At 67.1% G+C, this 17,277-nt stretch carries 20 protein-coding genes; 11 read left to right on the top strand and 9 right to left on the bottom strand.

The window, feature by feature from the left end; translation table 11 throughout:
• Positions 1-79: 79 nt before the first annotated feature.
• Both AC07ZS_RS23655 and AC07ZS_RS23650 read right to left on the bottom strand, forming a co-directional pair.
• Positions 80-982: a c-type cytochrome gene (locus AC07ZS_RS23655; RefSeq protein WP_494800977.1), complete on the bottom strand. Its 903-nt coding sequence runs from the start codon at positions 980-982 to the stop codon at positions 80-82.
• Positions 983-1,038: 56 nt separating this feature from the next.
• Positions 1,039-1,608: a DUF2889 domain-containing protein gene (locus AC07ZS_RS23650; protein ID WP_494800976.1), complete on the bottom strand. Its 570-nt coding sequence runs from the start codon at positions 1,606-1,608 to the stop codon at positions 1,039-1,041.
• A gap of 96 nt (positions 1,609-1,704) precedes the next feature.
• Here AC07ZS_RS23650 and AC07ZS_RS23645 point away from each other — a divergent pair, with 96 nt between their 5' ends.
• Positions 1,705-2,202: a cupin domain-containing protein gene (locus tag AC07ZS_RS23645; RefSeq protein ID WP_494800975.1), complete on the top strand. Its 498-nt coding sequence runs from the start codon at positions 1,705-1,707 to the stop codon at positions 2,200-2,202.
• A 142-nt stretch (positions 2,203-2,344) separates the two neighbouring features.
• Positions 2,345-3,058, top strand: a complete 714-nt coding sequence (locus tag AC07ZS_RS23640) for a hypothetical protein (protein ID WP_494800974.1) — start codon at positions 2,345-2,347, stop codon at positions 3,056-3,058.
• Positions 3,059-3,062: 4 nt separating this feature from the next.
• Here AC07ZS_RS23640 and AC07ZS_RS23635 read toward each other — a convergent pair whose 3' ends face one another.
• The 6 genes from AC07ZS_RS23635 to AC07ZS_RS23610 all read right to left on the bottom strand — a co-directional run bounded on the left by AC07ZS_RS23635 (position 3,063) and on the right by AC07ZS_RS23610 (position 8,891).
• Complete coding sequence (locus tag AC07ZS_RS23635) at positions 3,063-4,163, bottom strand: protein-glutamate methylesterase/protein-glutamine glutaminase (protein ID WP_494800973.1); 1,101 nt, start codon at positions 4,161-4,163, stop codon at positions 3,063-3,065.
• An 11-nt stretch (positions 4,164-4,174) separates the two neighbouring features.
• Positions 4,175-4,831, bottom strand: a complete 657-nt coding sequence (cheD, locus tag AC07ZS_RS23630; RefSeq protein ID WP_494800972.1) for a chemoreceptor glutamine deamidase CheD — start codon at positions 4,829-4,831, stop codon at positions 4,175-4,177.
• Positions 4,818-5,756 (bottom strand): CheR family methyltransferase, encoded by a 939-nt coding sequence (locus AC07ZS_RS23625; protein ID WP_494800971.1) that lies wholly within the window; start codon positions 5,754-5,756, stop codon positions 4,818-4,820. Before AC07ZS_RS23625 ends, cheD begins: the two co-directional genes overlap by 14 nt.
• A gap of 2 nt (positions 5,757-5,758) precedes the next feature.
• Positions 5,759-7,891 (bottom strand): chemotaxis protein CheA, encoded by a 2,133-nt coding sequence (locus AC07ZS_RS23620; protein ID WP_494800970.1) that lies wholly within the window; start codon positions 7,889-7,891, stop codon positions 5,759-5,761.
• A gap of 132 nt (positions 7,892-8,023) precedes the next feature.
• Complete coding sequence (locus AC07ZS_RS23615) at positions 8,024-8,386, bottom strand: response regulator (protein ID WP_494800969.1); 363 nt, start codon at positions 8,384-8,386, stop codon at positions 8,024-8,026.
• Between the two features lie 61 nt (positions 8,387-8,447).
• Positions 8,448-8,891 (bottom strand): hypothetical protein, encoded by a 444-nt coding sequence (locus AC07ZS_RS23610; protein WP_494800968.1) that lies wholly within the window; start codon positions 8,889-8,891, stop codon positions 8,448-8,450.
• Positions 8,892-9,050: 159 nt separating this feature from the next.
• On the opposite strand from AC07ZS_RS23610, the gene AC07ZS_RS23605 reads away from it, so the two are divergent.
• The 9 genes from AC07ZS_RS23605 to AC07ZS_RS23565 all read left to right on the top strand — a co-directional run bounded on the left by AC07ZS_RS23605 (position 9,051) and on the right by AC07ZS_RS23565 (position 16,916).
• A complete protein-coding gene (locus AC07ZS_RS23605) occupies positions 9,051-10,199 on the top strand; it encodes a hybrid sensor histidine kinase/response regulator (RefSeq protein WP_494800967.1) in 1,149 nt (382 codons plus the stop codon).
• Positions 10,177-10,806, top strand: coding sequence for a response regulator (locus AC07ZS_RS23600; RefSeq protein WP_494800966.1), 630 nt, complete (start codon positions 10,177-10,179; stop codon positions 10,804-10,806). The genes AC07ZS_RS23605 and AC07ZS_RS23600 overlap by 23 nt, the downstream gene beginning before the upstream one ends.
• A gap of 9 nt (positions 10,807-10,815) precedes the next feature.
• Complete coding sequence (locus AC07ZS_RS23595) at positions 10,816-11,184, top strand: DUF2845 domain-containing protein (RefSeq protein WP_494800965.1); 369 nt, start codon at positions 10,816-10,818, stop codon at positions 11,182-11,184.
• A gap of 51 nt (positions 11,185-11,235) precedes the next feature.
• Positions 11,236-12,810: an MFS transporter gene (locus tag AC07ZS_RS23590; protein WP_494800964.1), complete on the top strand. Its 1,575-nt coding sequence runs from the start codon at positions 11,236-11,238 to the stop codon at positions 12,808-12,810.
• A 26-nt stretch (positions 12,811-12,836) separates the two neighbouring features.
• Positions 12,837-13,208 carry a hypothetical protein gene (locus AC07ZS_RS23585; protein WP_494800963.1) on the top strand — a complete coding sequence of 124 codons (372 nt, stop codon included), beginning with the start codon at positions 12,837-12,839 and terminating at the stop codon, positions 13,206-13,208.
• Between the two features lie 12 nt (positions 13,209-13,220).
• The gene (locus tag AC07ZS_RS23580; protein WP_494800962.1) at positions 13,221-13,973 is read left to right on the top strand and encodes a sulfite exporter TauE/SafE family protein; all 753 of its coding nucleotides are present in this window, start codon (positions 13,221-13,223) and stop codon (positions 13,971-13,973) included.
• A 176-nt stretch (positions 13,974-14,149) separates the two neighbouring features.
• Positions 14,150-15,118: a hypothetical protein gene (locus tag AC07ZS_RS23575; protein WP_494800961.1), complete on the top strand. Its 969-nt coding sequence runs from the start codon at positions 14,150-14,152 to the stop codon at positions 15,116-15,118.
• Positions 15,119-15,608: 490 nt separating this feature from the next.
• On the top strand, positions 15,609-16,199 hold the full coding sequence (locus AC07ZS_RS23570) for a GNAT family N-acetyltransferase (RefSeq protein ID WP_494800960.1): 591 nt from the start codon (positions 15,609-15,611) through the stop codon (positions 16,197-16,199).
• A gap of 189 nt (positions 16,200-16,388) precedes the next feature.
• Positions 16,389-16,916, top strand: a complete 528-nt coding sequence (locus tag AC07ZS_RS23565) for an RNA polymerase sigma factor (RefSeq protein WP_494800959.1) — start codon at positions 16,389-16,391, stop codon at positions 16,914-16,916.
• A gap of 8 nt (positions 16,917-16,924) precedes the next feature.
• Here AC07ZS_RS23565 and AC07ZS_RS23560 read toward each other — a convergent pair whose 3' ends face one another.
• Entirely contained in the window at positions 16,925-17,161 is a 237-nt protein-coding gene (locus AC07ZS_RS23560; RefSeq protein ID WP_494800958.1) for a hypothetical protein, read from the bottom strand.
• Between the last annotated feature and the right edge of the window lie 116 nt (positions 17,162-17,277).

Below are 17,277 nucleotides of genomic sequence, written 5' to 3'. Positions count from 1 at the left end.
CCGATGACCTCGTTGGCACTCGGTTCGTTGCGCTCCAATATCGCCTCTGGCGCTGGCGAGGTGAAGGCTGGGGAGAAACTCAGCCCTTGGGCCGAGCCGGCAAGGTCTTGAGGTAGAGATACAGCGCGTTGAGATCGGTATCGCTCATGGCCCGCAGCGACTCGAAGGGCATGACCTGCACCGCCTGGCCGTCCGGGCGTTGCCCGCTGCGGAACATCTTCGTCATCGATGCGGCGTCCGGGTAACGCGGCATCGCGCTGCCTTCGCCCGGCGTCAGGTTGGCGGCAGCGGGCCAGTCCGGCGGGCCGCCGGGCACCTTGCCACCCGCCAGACCGACGCCGTGGCAGCCGATGCACATGTTGGCCACGTAGGCACCGTGCTCGACCGTCACGCCCTCAGGCACCGGCTGCTGGGGTGGGAGCTTGTGGTCGATGCGGGACGCGGCATCGGGGATCGCGCCCAGGCCGTACAGCACGCGCACCGGCAGCGGCAGTTCCACGATGGCGGCGTTGCCGGCGGTGGGGGGCAGCGAGCGCACATAAGCCACGAGCGACGCCAGGTCGCTGTCAGTGAAGCGGTTGTAGTCTTCGCTGGGCATCACCATGAGGGGGCGGCCCTGCGGGTTCACGCCGTGGCGGATGCTGCGGACCCAGTCCAGTGGCTGGTAGGCGGTCACCACCCCTTGCGCGCCGGTGGTGATGTTGGGGCCGGCGATGCGCATGCCCTTGCCGTCGTCCAGGAACAGGCGGCCTGCGCCGTTGGCGCCGTGGCAGTCCACGCAGCCGCGCGAGGCGTAGAGGTACTTGCCGCGTTCGATCGAGGCCGCGTCGTCGCGCAGCGCCACCGGCGGCACCGGCACCTCCACCCGGCGCTGCATCTTCTGTTGCGCCAGGTACAGGCCCAGCCCCGCCACCAGGACCGCCAGGGCGACCACCGCCCCGACGCCGCCCAGCACCGCACGCACCCACGTCTTCTTCGCCATCGCGCTGCTCCTCGTTCATGCAAACCAGGTGGCCGCGCCGCGATCGCGCGCGGCGGTCAGTCGACAGTGGCAGGCTTGGCCGGCGGCTGCCAGCGAAAGAACATCGGGTACACCCGCTCCACCACCGGCCCGTTGAAATCCCAGCCCACGCACTGACCCAGGTGCGCGGGCGGCCGGCCATCGCCCTTGGGGGCGAATGCGCCCGCGCCGGCGCAGGTCTGGAAGGCCGCGGTGGCGAGATTGAACAGCAATTCGCGCAAATGGGTACAGCCCTGCACGTCGCCCAGGTGACGCTGAATGGTCTGGCGCCAGCCGCGCCCGAGCACTTCACCCACCATGCGCTGCAGGTTGGGCATGGCCTGAGGGCAGGGGCCGTGCGGGAAGGCGTCCATGGCGACCGCGACGGCGCGGATCACCATGCCTTCATCGAAGGTGACCCGCAGGCGCATGTGGTGGATGGGCTCGCCGGCGGCCCAGCGGCCTTCGTCGTGGATCTCGATGTCGTGGGGTTTGCTGTCGTGCAGCTCGCCTTCGACGTCCCACAGACCGTCGTCGCGCCGGAAGCCCTGGTAGGTGACGCGTCGGGTGTGCATGGGGGTGCGGGGCGCAGGGTCGGGCAAGGGCAAGGCGGTTCTCCGGGGTCGGGGGCAGGCCATATTGTCCCGCCGTGCGCGCCGGTGCGCCGGCTGGCACACTGAAGCCCCCCGATCCGGAGACGCGCCATGCCCCATGACCACGATCACCCCCATCCTGCGCACGAATCGGCCTGGAAGCACGACGGTGTGCGCGTGGTGCCGGGCAACCAGCTCGACGGCAACGTGCCCTCCACCCCGGGCATGGACCGCAAGGCGGCCATCAACTTCGCCCGCGTGGGCGCGCAGAAGCTGTGGGCCGGCACGGTCACCATCCACCCCGACGCCAAGACCGGCGCCCACCACCACGGCCCGCTGGAGAGCGTGATCTATGTGGTGCGCGGCCGGGCGCGCATGCGCTGGGGCGAGCGGCTGGAGTTCATCGCCGAGGCCGGGCCGGGTGACTTCATCTACGTGCCGCCCTATGTGCCGCACCAGGAAATCAACGCCAGCGCCACCGAGGTGCTGGAGTGCGTGCTCTGCCGCAGCGACGGGCAGGCGGTGGCGGTCAACCTGGATATCGAACCGGTGGAAAAACCCGAGCAGGTGCTCTGGGTGGACCCGACGCACCCGACCGGCGGCGTCTGACCGGGCCGGCCGACCGTTCGTCCGCCTGTCGGCCCCCGGCGCGGGCAGGCGAAGAAAGTTCTCAAGTTCGCCGAAGACGGGTCGAAAACCCGGCAAGAACACCGGGCCTGTTTCGCCCGGTGGCCGCCGTGAGGGGAAGCCCATGCTGAACATTTCGAGCACCACTGCCGTGTCCTGGCCCACGCCAGCGTCCGCTGCTGTCGCGCCGGTGTCGCCGGTTGCCGCGGTGCAGCCTGTGCAGGCTGGCGGCCACGAGGGCCAGACCCAGTCGGGCTTCGGCCGCGAAGGCCGCGAGGGCCGTGCTGCCACCCCGCAGCCGCTGGCCCCCGCTCGCGCGGGCGCGCAGGCGCGCACGCCGGCCACCGCAACCGAGGAGGCGCCCCGGGCGCCGGCACCGCAGGACATGGCGGCCCAGCGGCAGGCCCAGCAGGAAGCCGCCCAGGTGGCGGAACAGCGGCAGACCCAGGACAAGAAGGCGGTGGAACACCTGCAGAACGTGCTCTCCCGCATGTGGGAGGCCAGTGCCGCCGTGGTGGACCGCGCGCTGGGCATCGAATCCGCGAAAGGGCAGGAGGTGCCGGGCAACCAGAGCGATACCGCACCCGACCTGTCGGCGGTGACGGCCTCGATGATCCCGCGCAAACTGCCGGCCGAGCGCGCAGCCAAATCGGCCCAGGAGTCGCTGCCTTGGCCGGTGATGCCCGAGACCACCGAGGGCGGCGAGGTGCTGGATGTGGTGGGTGACGGCGTGGGCCCCGAAGCCGCGACCGTGGCCGAGGTGGTGGCTTACGACGAACACGGCAACGGCAGCCCGGCGCCGGTGGAAGCCGGCGCCATCTTCAGCGAGCGCGTCTGAACGGTCAGATCCGGTGCCGCACGCCGGCCGGTGCGCTGGCGAGCCGGTTCAGCACCGCGTTGGCGATCTGGTTGAGCGGCAGCACCTCGTGCGCCGCGCCGTGCTGGATGGCCATGCGCGGCATGCCGAACACCACGCAGCTGGCCTCGTCCTGCACGTAGTTGTAGCTGCCGGCGTCCTTCATCTCGCGCATCGCGGCAGCGCCGTCGCCACCCATGCCGGTGAGCATGATGCCCAACGCATTGGGGCCAAGCACGCGCGCCGCCGACTTGAACAGCACCTCCACCGAAGGGCGGTGGCGGTTGACCGGCTCGGTGTCTTCGAGGCGGGCCACGTAGTTGGAGCCGCTGCGGTCGATGCGCAAATGGCGCCCGCCCGGGGCGATGTAGGCGTGGCCAGGCAGGATGCGCTCGCCGTCCCGCGCTTCGGCCACGCGGATGCGGCACAGCGAGTTGAGCCGGTTGGCGAAACTGGTGGTGAAACCCGGCGGCATGTGCTGGGTGATCACGATGGCGGGGGCGTCGGCCGGCATGGGCACCAGCACCTCGCGGATGGCCTCGGTGCCGCCGGTGGACGAGCCGATGCAGATGATCTTTTCGGTCGACAGGCGCGGCAGCGGTGCACGCGGCGGTTCGGCGCTCTGGCCGGGCGCGTTGGCGGTGGCCGGGGCCGTCCCGGGCGCGGCCGCTGCCAGGCGCTTCACGTGGGCCTTGGCGGCGACGCGGATCTTGTCGACGATGTCGCCGGCCAGCTCGTTGAGGCCGCTGCTCACGCCGATGCGCGGCTTGGCCACGAAGTCGACCGCGCCCATCTCCAGCGCGCGCAGCGTGATCTCGGCACCCTGTTCGGTCAGGGTGGAGACCATCACCACCGGCATCGGGCGCAGGCGCATCAAGCGGGACAGGAACTCCAGGCCGTCCATGCGCGGCATTTCCACATCGAGCGTGATCACGTCGGGGTTGAGTTCGCGGATCATCTCGCGCGCCACCAGCGGGTCGCTGGCCGCGCCGATGCAGGTCATGTCGGCTTGCCGGTTGATGATTTCGGTGAGCAGGCTGCGCACCAGGGCCGAGTCGTCGACCACGATCACTTTGATTTTTGCCATTCTTGTTCTCCCTAGAAGAGGTCCACGGAGCCGCCGGCGGTGGCCTTGGCCACCACGGCCGCGCTGCCTTTGCGTTCCTGGGTCTCGATCGTTTCAGGGTGCGAGTGCGCCAGGCGCTTGACCATGGCCTTGCCGGTGGCTGGGAAGTAGCAGACCTTGCGCGGGTAGATGTCGAGCACGTCCTTGGAGACCACGGCGATGCGCTCGGTCTGCAGGTAGTCGAGCACGAAGGCGGTGTTGCGCTCGCCCACGTTCATGGTGGTGAAGGTGTGCATCACCTGGCCGCCACCGAACACCTTGGCCTGCATGCTCTCGCGCCGGGCGCCGAGCTTGATCATTTCGTTGATCAGCAGTTCCATCGCGTAGGAGCCGTAGCGCCCGCTGGAGTCGTTGCCGCCGTCGGGCAGCATGAAGTGGTTCATGCCGCCCACGCGCACACGCGGGTCCCAGATGCAGGCGGCGATGCAGGAGCCGAGCACGGTCATGACCACCAGGTCATCGGCGGTCACGTAGTACTCGCCGGGCAGCACCTTCACGGCGTCGTGCTTGAAGTGGTGGTCCTGGTAGAAGAAGCTGGCCTCGCCCGGCTTGGGCGAGCGCGCCCGCAGGGCGTTCAGGCGGGAAGTGCCCGCCGGGGGGCGCGTGGCGACGGCGTCAAATGCGCTCATACACGGTCTTTCCGCGCAGGACAAAGAGGTTGCGGGCGTCGCTGAAGTTCTCCGCATGGCCGACGAACAGCATGCCACCCGGCTTCATCACGCGGTGGATGCGCTCGAGCACGGCGCGCTGCGTGGCCGCGTCGAAATAGATCATCACGTTGCGGCAGAACACCACATCGAAGGGGTCGCGGAACGGCAGGTTCTCGATCAGGTTGACGCTGAGAAACTCCATGTGTTTCTGCAGCTCGGGCTTGACGCGCATCAGGCCGGCGTTGCCGGCTTTGCCGCGCATGAAGAAGCGCTGCAGGCGTTCGGGGCTCAGGCCCTTGACGCCGTCGGCCTTGTAGATGCCGCGCTGGGCGGTGGCCAGCACCTTGGTGTCGATGTCGCTGTTGACGATCTGGAAGCTGCCCGAGGCGCCCAGCGCTTCGGTGGCCGTCATGGCGATGGAGTAGGGCTCTTCGCCGGTGGACGCGGCCGAGCACCAGATGCGCCAGGCCTGCGTGCGCTTGGCCGCGAGCAGGTCGTTCAGGATGCCGAAGTGGTGCGACTCGCGGAAGAACGCGGTGAGGTTGGTGGTCAGGGCGTTGATGAACTCCTGCCACTCGGCGCCGTCGTGTTTCTCCAGCCAGTCGAGGTAGGTCTTGAAGCTGTCGTGGCCGGTTTCGCGCAGGCGGCGCGAGACGCGGCTGTAGACCATGGCGTGCTTGCCGTCGTGCAGGCTGATGCCGGCCTTCTTGTAGATCAGCGCCTTGATGCGCGTGAAATCGTCGTTGGACCAGACGAATTCGCGGCCTTCGGTCAAGGGGCCGTCTTCGGGTGCCGCCCGTGGAGCAGACCCTTTTTCCAGAAACACCGCGGAACCGGCTCCGCCGGGCCGCTGGTGTTGCCCCCTCGAGGGGGTCGCGCGAAGCGCGGCGGGGGTGTTTGACATGTTCAGTGGCGCGAGCGGCGCACCAGGCCCGAGGTGTCCAGGATCAGCGCGACCTTGCCGTCGCCCAGGATCGTGGCGCCCGAGACGTTGGGCACCTTGCGGTAGTTGGACTCCAGGTTCTTGATCACCACCTGTTGCTGGCCCAGCAGTTCATCGACCATCAGCGCCACGCGCGAGCCTTCGGCTTCCACCACCACCATGATGGGGCTGCTGCCGTTGAACTCGAAGCGAGGTACCTGGAAGACCTGCTCCAGCTCGACCACGGGCATGTACTCGTCGCGCACCTTCACCACCCGGGCGCCCTGCGCCATGGTGTCGATGTCGGTGGGCTTGATCTGGAAGGACTCGATCACGTTGGACAGCGGCAGGATGTACACCTCGTCGCTCACGCGCACCGACATGCCGTCCATGATGGCCAGCGTGAGAGGCAGGCGCACCGAGACGCGCATGCCGAAGCCCTCGGCCGAATCGATCTCCACCGTGCCGTTGAGCGCGGCGATGTTTTTCTTGACCACGTCCATGCCGACGCCGCGGCCGGACACGTCGGTCACTTCCTCGGCGGTCGAGAAGCCGGGCGCGAAGATCAGGTTCCAGACTTCGCTGTCGGTGAGCGAGTCGGGCGCGTCGATGCCCTTTTCGCGCGCCTTGCGCAACAGTTTTTCGCGCGACAGGCCTTTGCCGTCGTCGCGCACCTCGATCAGGATCGAGCCGCCTTCGTGGGTGGCCGACAGCGTGATCGTGCCGTTCTCGCTCTTGCCCTTGGCGCGGCGCTCTTCGGGCATCTCGATGCCGTGGTCGCAGCTGTTGCGGATCAGGTGGGTCAGCGGGTCGGTGATCTTCTCCACCAGGCCCTTGTCGAGTTCGGTCGATTCGCCCTGCGTGACCAGCTCGACCTTCTTGCCCAGCTTGGTGGCGAGGTCGCGCAGCATGCGGGGGAAGCGGTTGAACACCACGGACATGGGGATCATGCGGATCGACATCACCGCTTCCTGCAGGTCGCGCGTGTTGCGGTCCAGGTCGGCCAGGCCGGCCAGCAGGGGCTGGTTGTCCTTGTCGTCGAGCTCGCGGCTCTTCTGCGCGAGCATGGCCTGGGTGATGACGAGCTCGCCCACCAGGTTGATGAGTTGGTCGACCTTGCTCACCGAGACGCGCAGCGTGCTCGATTCGAGGCCGGCACCGGCGGCGGCGCGGGTTTCGGCCTTGGGGGCGGCTTTGGCAGTGCCTTCAGCGGCGGCGCGCGCCGGCACGCCGGGGGCGCCCTCGAAGAAGCCGTAATCGCGGCCTTCGGTGGTCGGATTCGGGTGGCCGGAGCCCATGGGCTCGCCGTCGTCGCCGAGGACGATGTGGGGCACCGGGGCCTGGGCCGGGGCCTGCTCCAGGATGCGGATGTCGTCCTTGCCCACGTGGAAGGTGAACAGGTCCATCAGGTCGCTGTCGCTGGCCGAGGTGCGGGCGCGCCAGACGCGCCGGGTGCTCAGGTCGCAGGGCAGGGCTTCGATCGTGCCCAGGCCGGGAATGTCGCGGAACAGCTCGGCGATGCCGTCGGCCGAGGCCGGGTTCTCCAGCGGGCCGACGTGGATCTCCAGCTCGCGCTCGACCTTGGCGGCCTTGCGGGCGGGTGCCGGGGCGGCCACGGGGGCTGGCGCGGCCACGGGGGCTGGCGCGGCCACGATCACCGGCGCAGGGGCCGGGGCTTCTTCGGCTTCGGCGTCTTCGCCGTGGGCCAGCACGCTGATGCGCGCGACCAGGGCGGCCGTGGCGGGCGGTTCGCCGCCGCGGCCCTGGTGGGCGCCCAGCAGGCCGCGCAGCGCGTCGGAGGATTCCAGCAGCACGTCCACCATGGCGGCGGTGGGCGTCAGCTCGTGCCGGCGCAGCTTGTCCAGCAGCGATTCCATCTGGTGCGTGAGCTCGGCCACGTCGGCAAAGCCGAAGGTAGCGGCACCGCCCTTGATGGAGTGCGCGCAACGGAAGATGGCGTTGAGCTCCTCGTCGTCGGCCTTCTCCAGGTCGAGCGCGAGCAGCATCTGCTCCATCTGGTCCAGGTTCTCGCCAGCTTCTTCAAAAAAGATCGAATAGAACTGGCTCAGGTCGATGTCGTTACCGAGGCTCTGGCCTTCGTTCATCATTTCACCCATGGTGAAACTCCTTGCGTGCGGTGGAGGCGTGGCGTGTCTTTTCGAGAGGCACCGAGGAACCGGCTTTGCCGGGCCTGTGGTGCCGCCCCCTTGAGGGGGTAGCGCGAAGCGCTGCGGGGGTGTTTTCCATGACTAACGGATGACTTTCTGGATCACTTCGAGCAGGCGGCCCGGATCGAATGGCTTGACCAGCCATCCGGTGGCGCCGGCCGCACGGCCGAGCTGCTTCATCTGGTCGCTGGACTCGGTGGTCAGGATCAGGATGGGCACGGTTTTGAACTTGGGGTGCTCGCGCAGCTTGCGCGTGAGGCCCAGCCCGTCCAGGTTGGGCATGTTCTGGTCGGTCAGCACGAGGTCGATGCTGTGCGTCTGGGCTTTTTCCCAGGCGTCCTGTCCGTCGACAGCCTCGACCACGTGGTAGCCCGCCCCAGTGAGGGTGAAAGACACCATTTTTCTCATGGAAGCCGAGTCGTCTACGGCAAGAATCGATCGCATGGCTTACTCCGTTTGGAATCAAATATCGGCAATTGGGGCAAAGGCTTGAATCGGCCTGTGCTCAGAACAAGTCGATGGACCCGGCGTCCATCTCGCTTTGGGTCACCGGGCTGGGGCGTTCGGGCATCGGGTCCAGCTCCATCGGGACCTCGCCCTCCTCGGGCTCCATGGTCTGGTCGGCCAGGCGCCAGGCGCAGCTCTGCAGCACCTTGCCGGTGTGCACGATCAGCTGGGTGGCCATGTCGTGGAACTGCAGTTCGGTCACGGCCTGGTGCAGGCTCTGGCGGATCGGTCCGAGTTCCTCGCCGCGATCGGCGCTGAGGTGGCCCAGGGCCTGGTTGGCCGAGCCGAAACGCTCCAGCAGGTTGCTGGTGGCGTGGTCGAGCAGGCCTTCGAGCCGCTGCAGGTCCGTCATGGCCATGAGCAGCGAATCCTGGAGATCGGCCACCAGATTCACGGGCAGGGAGACAGACGGCGGGGTCTGCTGCATCGTCGGTAGTTCCATGGTGGGTGAGTGGGCGCTCGGCTTCAGGGTGGGTATTACAATTTTCAACAACTGTCCGACCCTATATCGACAGATAACGGGCCGAATTCAGCGTCAATTTCTGCGTTGCCGGCCCGGCCCTGGACGCAAAGAGGCCTTCCTCCCCCCGAAAGCAGCAGCATGAGCGGACCGTCTCCCACCCCGGACAAGCGTTTTGTCCGCATCCTCCACCTGGAGGATTCGCGGGTGGATCACGCCCTTGTGAAGTTCGCACTGCAGCGCAGCCAGCTCGCCAGTGAGGTGGTGCTGGTGGACACGGTGGAGGATTTCCGCCGCGAGCTGCAGAGCGCCCACTACGACATCGTGCTGGCCGACTACCACCTGCCCGGCTTCACCGGCATGGACGCCTGGGACGAGGTGCGCGCGATGAAGCTGGACATCCCGTTCGTCATCCTTTCCGGTGCCATTGGTGAAACGGCGGCGGTCGACGTCATGCACCGGGGGGTGAGCGACTACCTGCTCAAGGACAGCATGCACCGCCTGTCGCATGTGATTGAACGCGCCATCGAGATCAGCGAGACCCGCCGCGCCAAGGCCGCCGCCGACGCCGAACTGGCCGAGTCGCGCCGCCGGCTGGCCGAGCTGGCCGAGCATTTGCAGACCAGCATCGAACAGGAGCGCGCCGACATCGCGCGCGAAATCCACGACGACATCGGCGGCTCCCTGGCCGCGGTCAAGCTCGACCTGGCCTGGGTCGGCCGGCACGTGGAGCCCGGCGATGTCCAGCGCCACCTCGGGTCGGCCATGGAAATGCTGCAGCACGCCCTGGGCGCGAGCCAGCGCATCATGATGAACCTGCGCCCGCCCATCCTGGACCAGGGCCTGGTCGCCGCCGTGCTCTGGCTGGGGTCGGGCTTCGAGCGGCGCACCGGCCTGCGGGTGGTGGTGCGGCGCTCGTCCGAGACGCTGGATGTGCCGCGCGAGCTCCAGCTGGTGGCCTACCGCACCGCGCAGGAGGCCATGACCAACGTGCAGAAGCACGCCGAGGCCAGCACCGTGGACATTGACCTGAGCGACCGCGAAGGCGTGCTCACGCTCGAAGTGACCGACAACGGCAAAGGCCTGGATGCGCAGGCCCTGCGCAAGGCCAAGTCCTTCGGCCTGCTGGGCCTGCGCGAACGCGCGGCCAAGGTGGGTGGCTGGCTCGACGTGAGCTCGTCCCCCCGGGGCACGTCGGTCATCCTGTCGATACCCTTGCAGACTTCCAGCAACCCGGACAATGCGGCGCAGGCCGATGAGGAGCCCCATGATCAAGGTGATTTTGTGTGACGACCACGCCATGGTGCGGCGCGGCATCCGCGACACCATTTCGGAAGCCACCGACATCCAGGTGGTGGGCGAAGCCGGGAGCTACCCCGAACTGCGCGACCTGATGCGCAAATCCGAGTGCGACGTGCTCGTGCTCGACCTGAACATGCCCGGGCGCGGCGGCCTGGAAGTGCTGGGCACGCTCAAGGAAGAGGGCTCCACCGTCAAGACCCTGGTGGTCTCCATGTACCCGGAAGACCAGTACGCCATCCGCTGTCTGCGGGCCGGCGCGCGCGGTTACCTGAACAAGGCCGGTGAGCCAGCCGAGCTGGTGGCCGCCATCCGCACCGTGATGCAGGGCCGCAAGTACGTGACCGCCGACGTGGCGCAGATGCTGGTGGACACGCTCAACGCGCCCGAAAGCGAGGAACTGCACGCCAGCCTGTCCGAGCGCGAGCTGCAGACCCTGCAGAAGATCGCCTCGGGCAAGAAGCTGTCGGAAATCGCCGAGGAACTCATGCTCAGCCCCAAGACCGTCAGCGTGTACCGCGCGCGCGTGCTGGAAAAGCTGCACCTGGCGAACAACGCCGAACTCACCGTCTACGCGATCCGCAACGGCATCGTGTAGCCCCCCGCCATGTCCGCCGCCGCCTTTCGCCAGCCCGCCACCCTGCCGGGCCTGGTGCTGCTGGCGGCCCTGGCGGGCGGTGCGGTCCCGGCGCACGCCGAGTCGCTGCGCTGCGCCGGCGGCATTGCCGCCGAGGGGGAGTCGAAGCTCTCCCTGGTGGCCAAGTGCGGCCAGCCCGTGCTGACCGATGCCTACTGCGCGCCGCTTTACCAGAACCCCCACTACTACCCGGTGCCCGAGCCCTACGCCAGCCGTATCCTGCCCTGCCAGCTCACCGAAGAATGGCTGTACGACCGGGGCCCGGGCAACCTGTGGGCCACGGTGCGCCTGCGCTCGGGCGTGGTGCTCTCCATCACTTACGGCCACACGCCGCGCTGAGGCTTCGCGCGCTGTCCCGCATGGCCCCGGGGGTGTGCGGAATAATGGGCCATGTCCACATCCATCTGGAGCCCGCTTCGCCAACCCGCCTTCCGGGGGCTCTGGATCTGCGGCGCGGTGTTCTTCATCGGCAGTGGCATGCAGACCATGGCCGCCGCCTGGCTCATGGTCGAGCTCACCGGCTCCTCCTTTCTCGCCGCCCTGGTGCAGACGGCGGTGTTCCTGCCCATGTTCCTGCTGGCGCTGCCCGCCGGGGTGCTGGCCGACACCACCGACCGCCGTCGCCTGATTTCGGGCGCCCTGATCGCGCAGGTGGGGGCCAGCATGCTGCTGGCCGGGCTGGTGCTGGCGGGTTGGGGCGGGCCGGCCTCGGTGCTGTTCCTGGTGTTCGTCTGCGGCTGTTGCACGGCGGTGCTCACGCCAGCGTGGAATTCTTCGGTGGTCGACCCGGTGCCGCGGCCGGAATGGCCGCAGGCCATCACGGCCATCGGCATCGCTTACAACGCCGCCCGCGCCATCGGCCCCACGCTGGCCGGCCTGTTGTTCGCGCGCCTGGGCGCGGGCTGGGTCTTCGTGGTCACGGTGTTCACCACGGTGGTGATGTGGGAGTCGATCCGCCGCTGGCCACCGCGCGCGCACCCGCCGTCCAGCCTCCCGGCCGAGCGCCTGTGGGGCGGCACGCTCAGCGGCCTGCGCTTCGCCTGGCATTCGCGCATGATCCTGGCGCAGCTGGTGCGCGTGATGGCTTTCAGCGCCGCCGGCGCGGCGCTCTGGGCGCTGTTGCCGGTGATCGCACAACGCCAGCTGGGCACCGGGGCCGAGGGCTTCGGCCTGCTCATGGGCTGCCTGGGCACCGGGGCGGTGGCCTCGGGGCTGGTCATCGGTCGTCTGCGCGCTCGCTTCGCGCTCGACACCATCGTGGCCGTGGCCTGTGTGGTGTTCGCCGCCGTGATGCTGGTGGCCGCCTGGGTGCGCGTGCCGGCGGTGGTGTACGTCGCCATGGCCTTCGGCGGCGCGGCCTGGATGGCCACCATGTCCACCTTCAACACCGCCACCCAGGCGAGCGCACCGCCCTGGGTGCGTTCGCGCGCGGTGGCGCTGCACATCGTCTCCGCGCTCGGCGCCTTTGCCATCGGCTCGGCCTTCTGGGGCGCGGTGTCCGACATCGTCGGCCTCACCAGTGCGCTCGCGGCGGCCGGCGTGCTCATGGCCGCCGGCCTGCTGCTGGCGCGCCCCTTCCCCCTGCGCGTGGGCGCGGACCACGAAGTGACCCAGGGCACGCCCTGGGACGAACTCTTCGTGGAAGCCGAGCCCAGTCCCGAGGCCGGGCCGATTGCCGTGGAGGTGGGTTACCGCATCCGCCCGGGTGCAGACCAGGCCTTCCTCGACACCATCGCCCAGATGAAAGCGCCGCGCCGCCGCGACGGCGCCACTTTCTGGCGCGTCTACAAGGACCTGGGTGAGCCTTCGCGCTATGTGGAGCGCTTCATCGTCACCTCCTGGGCGGACTACCTGCACCAGCGCGCCCGCGCCACCGTGGCCGACCGCGCGATCGAGACCGAGGTGCGCGCCTTCCTCGCCGAGGGCGAGAGCGCTCGCATGTCGCACTACATCGCCGAACGCTGATCCGGCGCTCATCCGAAAGGTCTGCCATGAACCTCACGCGTCTTGTCTTCACCGCTGTGATGGCCGGGGCCCTGACCGGCTGTCAGGACCGTCCCGCCCCGACTGCGCCTGCGCCTGCGCCGGCCACCGATGCCTGGGTCGGCCAGTGGAACGGACCCGAGGGCACCTTCCTCCAGCTCGCGGGCAGCGGCGGAAAATACGAGGTCACGGTCCGTAACCTCGATGGCCCCCGCACCTTTGCGGGCGTCGCGGCGGGCGACCGCATCGAGTTCGAGCGCGACGGTGTGAAGGAATCGGTGCGTGCCACCAACGGCGCCGAGACCGGGATGAAGTGGCTCAGCGAAAAGAAGAACTGCCTGACGGTGCGCGCAGGCGAGGGCTACTGCCGGGATGTCTGAAGGCGTGGTCGCATGACACCCGAGACGATCGCCTTGCTCGTGGTGGGCGCCGCCGTGGCCGGCTTCGTGCAAGGCCTCTCGGGGTTTGCCTTCGGCATGGTCGCCATGTCGTTCTGGGTCTGGGGCATCGATCCGCGCGTGGCCGCCGTCATGGCCGTGTTCGGTTCGCTCACCGGTCAGGTCGTGGCCGCGGTCACCAGCCGGCGCCCGCTGCGGTTGCGCGCGCTCGCGCCTTTCCTGGCCGGCGGCGCGCTGGGCATTCCCATGGGCATCGCCGTGCTGCCGCACCTCAACCCCGATCTCTTCCGCCTGGTGCTTGGCGGCGTGCTCGTGGTCTGGTGCCCGGTGATGCTGCTGTCCTCGCACTTGCCGAAGATCTCGCGCGGCGGGCGCCTGGCCGACGGCGTGGTGGGGCTGGCGGGCGGCTTCATGGGCGGCATCGGCGGTTTCACCGGCGTGGTGCCCACGCTCTGGTGCACGCTGCGCGGCATGGAGAAGGACGCGCAGCGCGCCATCATCCAGAACTTCAACCTCGCGGCCCTGGCTTTCACCATGCTCGGGTACCTGGTCTCGGGTGCCGTGACCCGCGACATGTGGCCCTTGCTGCCCCTGGTCGCCGTGGCACTGCTCGTGCCCGTGCTGCTGGGTTCGCGGCTGTACGTGGGCCTGAGCGAGGCCGCGTTCCGCAAGCTGGTGCTGAGCTTGCTCAGCCTCTCCGGGCTGGCCATGCTGGTGGCTGCGGTGCCGCGCTTGCTGGCCGCCTGAAATTCTCCACTTTCCGTTGCGCAGTGGGCCCTTGGCGAGGCTCGTTGTCCGCGATGCATTTTCGAGCGGTTGAGAAATCGGTTGAACTTTTAGGTGTGCCCTTTCACTCAGTGCCCGGTTTGGGCGCGAACGAAGCGCGTGAGAGGCGCCATCAACTTCCTAATTGAGTCATCGAAATGAATCACCTGTCCATCATCCACAAGAATTTGAGCGAGTTCAATCTCCCGGAACCGAGAAAGAACCCAACCGGAGAGGTGACGCATGAGGAACTCAAACTCATGGTGGAAAACAACCGGGAGGCCGCATTGATGGGCATCCAGCCGAAAGACCCCAGGCTGGCGACCAAGCTGTGTTTCGAGAAGGTCGATACGCATTTCGGTGCGGTGTCAGCCTTGCTTCAGAACAATCAGGTTTTTGAGTGCGTCAAGAGAACGCTGCGCGGAATCAAGAAAAACGGCGGTGTCGAGCAGGAAAAAAAGGCGGTGGCGGTGACTCTCGCGGCGCTCGAAAGTGGTCAGGCCATGGATGCGTGCAGCGAGGAATGGCCAGCTGCTGTGTGTCAGGTCTTGCTGGAACGGAGCAAAAGCCGCGATAAGTACTGGATCGATAAGGGTGAAAAATTCAGGACCTTTCACAAATACGATTCCTCGGTGTCAGGTCCCATCTTGATCTTGTGCAAACCGTTTGTCTTCCCAGACCCGGAGAAGCTCACGAAGCCCTTCAAGTTTCCCATTGAGCTTGAAGAAAGGTCGGTTCATGAACTCCATTTCGTCCAAGCCTTTCTGGACCATCCCAAGAGCATCCTCAAAAAGCTGAGCGCGGTCGATCTTTCGACACTCGACTTTGCTCAGCTGGAAGCGAACAACCTGAAGGCTTTGAAGGGTCGTGCGCATTCCGTGGTACATGTCGTGCCGGAGAACCTTGGAAAACTGTTGGCCCGTTTATCCAGTCGCGTGTCCAAGGGCGGGCAGTTCGACTTGAGGGGACAGTGTTGTCGCTGGGGGGTTTTCGACAATGCCCATGACGTGGTGGTGCGCATGAGCAAGAAGTCCTCCGGTGATCCCATGGTCAAGGTGTCTGTGTACATGCCTCATATGGCGCTGGGTGACACGCCGCAGTGCCGCGCTGCTGCCATTGGTGCCTGACAACCCACTCCACACCGCCAGGTAGAGAGGGCTGGACACCAGGGTCTTGACCGCCGCCGGTGGAGACTGCTTTTCTCGACGCCATTGTTCCTGAAGGTAGGCCAGGCCTTCCTCCAGTCCTTTGTCAATGCAGACATCGGCGAGGGCGTGAGCGTCGTTCAACGCCTTTTCTTCGTCATCTTCTGAACAGATCAGAGATACCGGCACCGAAAGGCTGTGATCGATCACAGGAAAGTTCACCGGATCACCTCGCGTTTTGGAGAAGAAGGTGTTCAGTAAGTGTTTCGAGTCAGGCGCCGGTTCGTATGGATCGAGGAAGTTTTAGCCTGGCAAACACGGGGGCAGCGTTGGGGCCTGCTCGCTGCAGCTGGTTCACCTTTTCCACAGGAAACGGCCTGGTGTTCGTTGTTTGGTAACTCCCGGTGCACCAAATCCTGAGCAAGCGCTAACGTCGTCGCCCTTTCTGGATGGGCCATCACGGATGATTGACATGGACAGCGCTCGGGACACGCAGAGCGAGATGGTATGCACACCGCCAATGCAAGGAGCGACGGCCGGCCTGGACATCCGACCACTCTTGCGCATCCATGCCGGGCACTGGTTTGCGGCGATCGAGCGGTCCAGGTCGGAGATCCTGCATTGGGAAGAATGGCCCGAGGCCGTCCGATCCACTGAGCAGGCCCACGCGCTGCTCGAGCGGCTGGAATCGGACTGGCGGGCCGGCCGAACCTTTTCTTTCGGGATCTTCACTGACGAGGGGGTGGTGATCGGCGGCGTGACCGTGTCCAACGTTCTCTGGGATTGCCGCTGCGCCGATCTGGGCTATTGGGTGGAGCCCCGGTTTCGCGGCAAGGGCATCGCGGCCTGGGCTGCGCGCCTGCTGCTCGATTTCTGTTTCCGCGTGCTGCGATTGCAGCGCCTGGCCCTCGTCATTCGGGTCGACAACCTCGCCAGCCAGCGGGTGGCGGAGAAGCTCGGTGCGCAGTTCGAGGGCATCGCCAGAAAGCGCATCTTTCACGCCCAGGAGGCGCTGGATGCCCGGGTGTACGCGATCACCCTGGGGGACGAGGCGGGTCGCTGAAGGGCCCGGCTGCGAGCGGCCAAGCCGGTTTGTAAGAAATTCGACCGAGTGGTCGGGTCGGCGGTTCGGGGTGGCGTTCAAGCGCCTCGGTCATGGCTATTCCACGTCTGTTCCTTCCTGTCCCAGGCTGTGGGTGCGACTTCTACATTGCGGCGAAGCATGTTGCTACGCCCATTGAGGAGAAACGCCGTGGAAGTCAATCGAATACAGGAAAGCACCTTTTCGGACTTGCACGGTCAGCTGGCCGCTCTGGTGGTGCGAACGGACGGCAAGCTCAGAAGTTTCCTGCGGCGGTTCGAACGGGACCCCCAGTTGGTCGATGACCTGGTCCAGGATGTGTACGTGGAAGTGCTGAAGTCGTTGCGCAACTTTGGCGGGCGCTCGTGCCTGGAGTCCTGGATCTTCGGTGTCGCGCAGAATGTCGGCCGGCAGCACGTGGCCAAGGCGGTGGCCCATCGTGAGCGGTTCGTGGACATGGAGGACGGGCCCGCCGACACACGCGGCACCCCCGATGTCCTCCACATCGTTGCCCTTCAGCAGCGGCTGCGGCTCGTGGATCAGAAGATGCGGGCCATGCCTGAGGCCTTGTCCTCGACGTTCGAGGCCTACATCGAAGAGGGCCTCACCTACGAGCAGGCGGCCCAGTCGCTCCGCATCCCGATCGGCACGGTCCGGTCGCGCATCTTCCGCGTGAGGGAGCTGGTCCAGGACTGCTGAGGTCCCGGTCAGGCCATCCGCGGCTCGCGGTCGAGCTTGAAGACGGCAACGGCCTGCACCAGCTGCAGGGCCTGCTGTTTGAGGCTGTCGGCGGCGGCGGCGCTTTCTTCCACCAGGGCGGCGTTCTGCTGCGTGACGCGGTCCATCTGGCTGATGGTCTCGCCCAGCAGGCCGATGCCGCCCGCGGCAGACACCAGGGCGGCGCCGGCCAGGCCAAGACAGAGGATCTGGGTGCGAAGTTTCATGGTGTCTCCGGAAGGGGATGGGGCGTCGATCGTTCAGGCCTGTTTCGACGCGTTCCCGTGCTTGTGTAGCGCGGCCAGACGGGCGGTTGACGCCTGAGCATCAACCGCCTGTGAAG

It is taken from the genome of Hydrogenophaga sp. GW456-12-10-14-TSB4 (assembly GCF_059424305.1).
This window is presented reverse-complemented; position numbering and strand designations above follow the sequence as displayed.

What these genes read in the sequence shown, in the direction of transcription:
- AC07ZS_RS23615 (WP_494800969.1), bottom strand. Translation starts at nt 8,386, where the DNA reads ATGCGATCGATTCTTGCCGTAGACGACTCGGCTTCCATGAGAAAAATG.
- AC07ZS_RS23610 (WP_494800968.1), bottom strand. Translation starts at nt 8,891, where the DNA reads ATGGAACTACCGACGATGCAGCAGACCCCGCCGTCTGTCTCCCTGCCC.
- AC07ZS_RS23645 (WP_494800975.1), top strand. Translation starts at nt 1,705, where the DNA reads ATGCCCCATGACCACGATCACCCCCATCCTGCGCACGAATCGGCCTGG.
- AC07ZS_RS23575 (WP_494800961.1), top strand. Translation starts at nt 14,150, where the DNA reads ATGAATCACCTGTCCATCATCCACAAGAATTTGAGCGAGTTCAATCTC.
- AC07ZS_RS23620 (WP_494800970.1), bottom strand. Translation starts at nt 7,891, where the DNA reads ATGGGTGAAATGATGAACGAAGGCCAGAGCCTCGGTAACGACATCGAC.
- AC07ZS_RS23585 (WP_494800963.1), top strand. Translation starts at nt 12,837, where the DNA reads ATGAACCTCACGCGTCTTGTCTTCACCGCTGTGATGGCCGGGGCCCTG.
- AC07ZS_RS23635 (WP_494800973.1), bottom strand. Translation starts at nt 4,163, where the DNA reads ATGGCAAAAATCAAAGTGATCGTGGTCGACGACTCGGCCCTGGTGCGC.
- cheD (WP_494800972.1), bottom strand. Translation starts at nt 4,831, where the DNA reads ATGAGCGCATTTGACGCCGTCGCCACGCGCCCCCCGGCGGGCACTTCC.
- AC07ZS_RS23570 (WP_494800960.1), top strand. Translation starts at nt 15,609, where the DNA reads ATGGACAGCGCTCGGGACACGCAGAGCGAGATGGTATGCACACCGCCA.
- AC07ZS_RS23600 (WP_494800966.1), top strand. Translation starts at nt 10,177, where the DNA reads ATGATCAAGGTGATTTTGTGTGACGACCACGCCATGGTGCGGCGCGGC.
- AC07ZS_RS23580 (WP_494800962.1), top strand. Translation starts at nt 13,221, where the DNA reads ATGACACCCGAGACGATCGCCTTGCTCGTGGTGGGCGCCGCCGTGGCC.
- AC07ZS_RS23605 (WP_494800967.1), top strand. Translation starts at nt 9,051, where the DNA reads ATGAGCGGACCGTCTCCCACCCCGGACAAGCGTTTTGTCCGCATCCTC.
- AC07ZS_RS23590 (WP_494800964.1), top strand. Translation starts at nt 11,236, where the DNA reads ATGTCCACATCCATCTGGAGCCCGCTTCGCCAACCCGCCTTCCGGGGG.
- AC07ZS_RS23560 (WP_494800958.1), bottom strand. Translation starts at nt 17,161, where the DNA reads ATGAAACTTCGCACCCAGATCCTCTGTCTTGGCCTGGCCGGCGCCGCC.
- AC07ZS_RS23640 (WP_494800974.1), top strand. Translation starts at nt 2,345, where the DNA reads ATGCTGAACATTTCGAGCACCACTGCCGTGTCCTGGCCCACGCCAGCG.
- AC07ZS_RS23655 (WP_494800977.1), bottom strand. Translation starts at nt 982, where the DNA reads ATGGCGAAGAAGACGTGGGTGCGTGCGGTGCTGGGCGGCGTCGGGGCG.
- AC07ZS_RS23595 (WP_494800965.1), top strand. Translation starts at nt 10,816, where the DNA reads ATGTCCGCCGCCGCCTTTCGCCAGCCCGCCACCCTGCCGGGCCTGGTG.
- AC07ZS_RS23625 (WP_494800971.1), bottom strand. Translation starts at nt 5,756, where the DNA reads ATGTCAAACACCCCCGCCGCGCTTCGCGCGACCCCCTCGAGGGGGCAA.